This is a genomic window from Dorea sp. AM58-8, assembly GCF_003464045.1.
Lineage (GTDB): Bacteria > Bacillota > Clostridia > Lachnospirales > Lachnospiraceae > Claveliimonas > Claveliimonas ammoniilytica.
Genome location: NZ_QSDM01000028.1, coordinates 21267 through 27266, shown reverse-complemented (window position 1 = coordinate 27266; position 6000 = coordinate 21267). Strand labels below are relative to the sequence as shown.

Below are 6000 nucleotides of genomic sequence, written 5' to 3'. Positions count from 1 at the left end.
GTTTTTCTTAACTGATACTTAAGAAAAACACTGTGGCTTTTATCATTTTGATTATTCTTTTTGATTATTGCGAAGACTGTAATCCCATTTGGTTAATGTCAGATTCGGATTGTACATTGGATCGCCCTTCTTCAGAAGTTCCAGCCAATGACTCCGCATATATTCGATCTCATTCTGGAATCTGCGTATCTTTTCTTTGGAATCTTCCGTTCCTCTGGATTTCGATTCAAAATGGTATAATTCCACATTTGGATCATACACTACAAGATATCCCTTTTCTCTTGCCCGCAGGCAGAAGTCTACATCATTAAACGCAACCTTCAACTCTTCTTCCAAGCCACCAAGTTCCTCATACACAGATCGCTTCACCATCATACACGCCGCAGTCACTGCGCTCAGATCCTGCTGGATGGATGCTTTGTGGAGATATCCGGTAAACATCCTTGGCATTCCTACAAACAATGCTCCAGCCACGCCTCCAATACCAATCACAATACCGGCATGCTGGATCGTATCATCCGGATAATACAGCCTTGCGCCTACTATCCCCACATCTTTACGCTGGCAATTGGCTGTAAGTTCTTCTAACCAGTCTGTCGTGATTACTTCTACATCGTTATTCAGCAGAAGCAGATAGTCACCCCTGGCATGTTTTACGCCAAAATTATTAATTGCAGAATAATTAAATTCATCCGACCAGTATACAATACGGATCTTGTCAGACTCAATCTTCTTATAATATGCAAAGGTTTCGTCCTCTGTACTGTTGTTCTCTACAATAATAATCTCATAATTCTTATAAGAAGACTTTTCAATGGACCGCAGACATTTGTCCAGTGATTCCACCTGATCCTTGTTCGGGATAATGATTGAAATCAATGGACTGCCCTGCACCTGATATTTTACCCGGTAAAATCCCAGATCTTTCTCGTGGCTCACTTTACCAATCTCACCACACCGTTTCAGATGATCTTCAATTGCTCTCTTTCCGGCATCAAATGCATACATCTTGCTTGCCGGATTGTCAGCTGTTGATGCTTTGTGTACTCGCCAGTGATACAAGATTCTTGGAATATGAGCAATTCCCTTTGCCCGTTCCGTACACTTAAGAATCAGATCATAATCCTGTGCCCCATTATATTCGCCATCTTCTCCGCCAACTTCTTCTACCAGCATACGTTCTGCCACAAAAAAATGAGTAATATAATTATTGGACCGGAGCAGATCTTTATTATAATCCGGTTTCATATGTGGCTGAAAATGTTCCGACAGATCCATGGTTATCTTGTCTTCATCCGAATACAATACCTGCGGTCTGTCATTTTCATTGATCATTTTTACCACTTCATACAGTGCATCCGGTGTCAGCAGATCATCATGATCCAACAGTCCGATATAATCTCCTGTTGCAATCGCCAGTGCGGCATTCGTGTTCTGTGCAATTCCTTCATTTTCCGGAACATCTTTTACCTTAATTCTTTCATCTTTCGTAGATGAGATGCGTAAGATTTCTGCCACTGTTTCATTGGCAGGATTGGCATTAGCAATACACAGTTCCCAATTGTCGTATGTCTGCTTTCTCACCGACTGGATCATCTGCTTCAGAAACTCTTCCGGCGTATTGTATACAGGCACCAGAATACTGATCAACGGTTCGTATTCAAATTCTGTATCACGCTGCCTTTGTAATTCTTCCATTGTCGGCTTGTGGTTCTTATACCATTCTTCATAATCCACATCGTCTGCCTGAAAGCGTTCCGTCAACCGAATCCAGAACTCCTTTGGTCCAAAATGCTTCATATAAAGCAGACCTTTTTTTATGTTATATGGTGATAATCTTTTTACAATTTTCAACCAGTCTATCTTATACGTATCCATACTACTCTCCTGCTGCTTCTTTCTTAAACACAAAAAGTCTCTGTCCCAGATAATTAATCACTACAAACAGTACCATGCCTACCAGCATCGCGCCATTATCCTGAATCTTGACAGACTGTCCAGACAGGAGCATGCGCACCAGCGGTTTTGCAATGCCATATGCTATAGCATAGCATATACTGATATTAATCACAAACCGAAATACCACCTGCCATGAGCGTTCTTTATTCTGAAACGTAAAATTCTTATTCAGGAAATAACTCAAAATACTTCCAAAAATATAATTGCTTGCAGAAGATACCCAGTAACTCAGATGGAACACATTATAAAACAGGAACATAATTGCAGTACCAAATATAGTATTTGCAACTCCTACCATTGCAAATCTGATAAAAGTACTATCTATTTTCTTCATTCTCTGCACCTTAGAACTTAAACGTATCCTTTAATACTGCCCATTTCTGGTCTTTGTCACTCAGATTCAATGCTGTTCCGTCTGCAAGATGATATCCTTCTGCTGACGGAGTTCCGTTGTATTCACCCTGAAGCTCCGGCCATGTAATACCGATCTCCGGATCATTCCATGCAAGTCCACCTTCATCACCCGGATGATAAAAGTCTGTACACTTATAACAGAACTCAGCAATATCACTCAACACAAGGAAGCCATGTGCAAATCCCTCTGGAATATAGAACTGCTTCTTATTCTCTTCTGTCAGCTCTACACCAAACCATTTTCCATAAGTCTCGCTTCCACTTCTTAAGTCTACTGCCACATCAAACACAGACCCCTTCACCACTCTTACAAGCTTGCCCTGTGGAAATTCTTTCTGGAAATGAAGACCTCTCAGCACACCCTTTGTCGAACTAGACTGATTATCCTGTACAAACACCATATTCAGTCCTTCTTCTTCCATATCTCTCTGATTATAAGTCTCCATGAAATATCCTCTGGCATCTCCGTGAACTGCCGGTTCGATTACGCACAGTCCTTCAATACCGCCTGCATTCTTCTCTACTTTAATCTGTCCCATTTTATCTTCCTCCAGTTATATACACCAAATCTGCCCGGTTGATTATACCAGGCAGATTCTATTGTTTACTTATTAAAATTAAAACTCGATTTCTTTCAGATATCTGGATAATGCGTCCTGCCATGTCGGCAATGGTTTGAATCCATTTTCCACAAGCTTACTCTTATCCAGACGGCTGTTAAATGGTCTTGCCGCCTTAGATACGCCATATTCTTCTGTTGTTACCGGTGCAACACTCAACCGGTCTTCCGAATATTCTTCATGTCCCATAGCAACTGCCTGACGGAAGATTTCCTTGGTAAAATCATACCAGCTGATATAGCCGCCTTCGTTAGTTGCATGATAATATCCATATTTTTCTGTCTCTATCATATCTACCAGAAGACGTGCAAGATCAAATGTATACGTCGGTGTACCAATCTGGTCATTTACAACTGTAAGCTTATCGTGTGTCTTACCGACATTCAGCATCGTCTTAATAAAGTTCTTGCCATTCTTGCCAAATACCCATGCGATACGTACGATAAAATATTTGTCCAGATTACCGGATACAGCAAGCTCTCCATCCAGCTTTGTCTGTCCATATACATTCAGAGGTGCGTAATCCTTGCAATCTGGCTCCCATGGCTCTGTGCCCTGTCCATCAAACACATAATCCGTACTGATATATACCATCTTGCAATTCAGTTCTTTACACATCTTTGCAATATTTTCGGTACCGCCTGCATTAATCGCATGTACGATTGCCTGTTTATCTTCATCCTCTGCATTATCTACTGCTGTCCATGCTGCACAGTGAACCATAACATCCGGATTCACTTCGCGCATTACCTTTTCTACAGATGCAGCATCTGTAATATCCATTGGAATATACGGCATTGTGGTTACCGGAGTTCCGTCCTGAATACCGCTGTACTCTTCCTTGATGTCTGAACCTACACCCTCATAGCCACGCTGTGCCAACTCGTTCATCACATCATGTCCGAGCTGTCCGCCTACTCCTGTTACTAATACCTTCATTTATTTAACCTCCTGACGGTGTGCATACATTTTCTCATAATAATTCTGGTATTCACCTGAGATAATGGTCTCCCACCACTCTTTGTTGTCCAGATACCACTGAATGGTCTTCTTGATTCCATCTTTAAACATGGTCTCTGGCAGCCATCCAAGTTCATTATGAATCTTGGTAGGATCGATTGCATAACGCATATCGTGTCCCTTACGGTCTTCTACATATGTGATCAGACTTTCCGGTTTACCAAGCTCCTTGCAGATGATCTTTACGATATCGATATTCTTCATTTCGTTGTGACCACCGATATTGTATACCTCGCCAACACGTCCGTTATGAATGATCAGATCGATTGCTTTACAATGATCCTCTACATACAGCCAGTCACGGACATTTTCACCTTTTCCGTATACCGGAAGCGGTTTGTCATTCAGTGCATTTGCAATCATCAGCGGAATCAGTTTCTCCGGGAAATGATATGGTCCGTAGTTATTTGAGCATCTGCTGATAGTCACAGGCAGTCCATATGTTCTATGATATGCAAGTACCAAAAGGTCTGCACCGGCCTTTGATGAGCTGTACGGGCTGCTGGTGTGGATTGGTGTCTCCTCTGTAAAGAACAAATCCGGTCTGTCTAACGGCAGATCTCCGTATACTTCATCCGTAGATACCTGATGATAACGCTTGATACCGTATTTTCTGCAGGCATCCATCAGCACTGCTGTACCTTTGATATTGGTATCCAGGAATACTTCCGGATTCTCGATAGAACGGTCTACGTGACTTTCTGCTGCGAAGTTCACTACCATATCCGGCTTTTCTTCCTCAAACAATTTGTATACAGCTTCACGATCTGTAATGCTTGCCTTTACAAAACGGAAATTCGGGTTATCCATTACAGGCTCCAGTGTAGACAGATTACCTGCGTATGTCAGGCAGTCCAGGCATACGATTCTGTAATCCGGGTACTTATTCAACATGTGAAATATAAAGTTACTTCCAATAAATCCGGCTCCTCCGGTTACAATAATAGTCATAATAATACTTCTCCTTCTGTTGTTATTTTATTATTTGCTCACATTTAAAGCGACCGCTTACATGCAAGCATGACGCATCAGCTTTACATGTGAGTAATGGTTTTGGGCAATCACTCGTTTAGTACAGGTTTTCCTGATATTTACCATCTAATACGTCTTTCAAATACTGACCATACTGATTCTTCTTCAGTACCTCATATACCTTCAGCACTTCCTCTTTGGAAATCCAGCCATTCAGATATCCAATCTCTTCCAGACACGCAATCTTACGATGCTGATGTGTCTCTACTGTCTTCACAAAGTTTGTAGCATCTACCAGACTCTCATGTGTACCGGTATCCAACCATGTGAATCCCTGTCCGAGAAGTTCTACATTCAGATTGCCTTCCTCCAGATAAATACGGTTCAGGTCGGTAATCTCCAACTCTCCTCTGGCACTTGGCTTCAGGTTCTTCGCATACTCTACGACCTTATTATCATAGAAGTACAGCCCCGTTACACAATAATTGCTCTTCGGATGCTCTGGCTTCTCTTCAATAGAAACAGCCTTGCCATTCTGATCAAACTCTACGATACCGAATCTCTCCGGATCATCTACATAGTATCCAAATACGGTAGCACCCTTACCCGACTCTGCATTCTCCACTGCTGTTGTCAGACGTTTCTTCATACCGTGTCCTGCGAAAATATTATCTCCCAATACCATCGCAACGGTATCATCACCAATGAATTCCTCTCCAATGATGAATGCCTGAGCCAGTCCATCCGGGCTTGGCTGTACTGCATAAGACAGCTTCACGCCAAACTGATGTCCGTCTCCCAACAGTTCTTTGAATCTCGGTGTATCCTGTGGTGTAGAAATAATTAAAATATCACGGATACCTGCATTCATCAGAACAGACATCGGATAATAGATCATCGGTTTGTCATAAATCGGTAATAACTGTTTGGATGTAACCATCGTCAGAGGATAAAGTCTTGTTCCAGATCCTCCTGCCAAAATAATTCCTTTCATTTGAACCTCCTGCATATTACA

6 protein-coding genes are annotated in these 6000 nt (G+C 41.9%); all 6 read right to left on the bottom strand.

Going from position 1 to position 6000, the window contains the following annotated elements; genetic code table 11:
- Positions 1-51 precede the first annotated feature (51 nt).
- The 6 genes from DXA18_RS14165 to rfbA all read right to left on the bottom strand — a co-directional run bounded on the left by DXA18_RS14165 (position 52) and on the right by rfbA (position 5979).
- A complete protein-coding gene (locus tag DXA18_RS14165) occupies positions 52-1878 on the bottom strand; it encodes a glycosyltransferase family 2 protein (RefSeq protein ID WP_118384446.1) in 1827 nt (608 codons plus the stop codon).
- Position 1879: 1 nt separating this feature from the next.
- Complete coding sequence (locus DXA18_RS14160; RefSeq protein WP_118384445.1) at positions 1880-2293, bottom strand: GtrA family protein; 414 nt, start codon at positions 2291-2293, stop codon at positions 1880-1882.
- Positions 2294-2303: 10 nt separating this feature from the next.
- Positions 2304-2912, bottom strand: coding sequence for a dTDP-4-dehydrorhamnose 3,5-epimerase (gene rfbC, locus DXA18_RS14155; RefSeq protein WP_118384444.1), 609 nt, complete (start codon positions 2910-2912; stop codon positions 2304-2306).
- A gap of 78 nt (positions 2913-2990) precedes the next feature.
- A complete protein-coding gene (gene rfbD / locus DXA18_RS14150; protein WP_118384443.1) occupies positions 2991-3932 on the bottom strand; it encodes a dTDP-4-dehydrorhamnose reductase in 942 nt (313 codons plus the stop codon).
- Positions 3933-4964 carry a dTDP-glucose 4,6-dehydratase gene (gene rfbB / locus DXA18_RS14145; RefSeq protein WP_118384442.1) on the bottom strand — a complete coding sequence of 344 codons (1032 nt, stop codon included), beginning with the start codon at positions 4962-4964 and terminating at the stop codon, positions 3933-3935. It lies immediately after the preceding gene.
- A 118-nt stretch (positions 4965-5082) separates the two neighbouring features.
- Positions 5083-5979 (bottom strand): glucose-1-phosphate thymidylyltransferase RfbA, encoded by an 897-nt coding sequence (gene rfbA / locus DXA18_RS14140; RefSeq protein WP_118384441.1) that lies wholly within the window; start codon positions 5977-5979, stop codon positions 5083-5085.
- Between the last annotated feature and the right edge of the window lie 21 nt (positions 5980-6000).

Coding starts and splice junctions, on each gene's coding strand:
- DXA18_RS14165 (WP_118384446.1), bottom strand. CDS start 1,878: ATGGATACGTATAAGATAGACTGGTTGAAAATTGTAAAAAGATTATCA.
- DXA18_RS14160 (WP_118384445.1), bottom strand. CDS start 2,293: ATGAAGAAAATAGATAGTACTTTTATCAGATTTGCAATGGTAGGAGTT.
- rfbC (WP_118384444.1), bottom strand. CDS start 2,912: ATGGGACAGATTAAAGTAGAGAAGAATGCAGGCGGTATTGAAGGACTG.
- rfbD (WP_118384443.1), bottom strand. CDS start 3,932: ATGAAGGTATTAGTAACAGGAGTAGGCGGACAGCTCGGACATGATGTG.
- rfbB (WP_118384442.1), bottom strand. CDS start 4,964: ATGACTATTATTGTAACCGGAGGAGCCGGATTTATTGGAAGTAACTTT.
- rfbA (WP_118384441.1), bottom strand. CDS start 5,979: ATGAAAGGAATTATTTTGGCAGGAGGATCTGGAACAAGACTTTATCCT.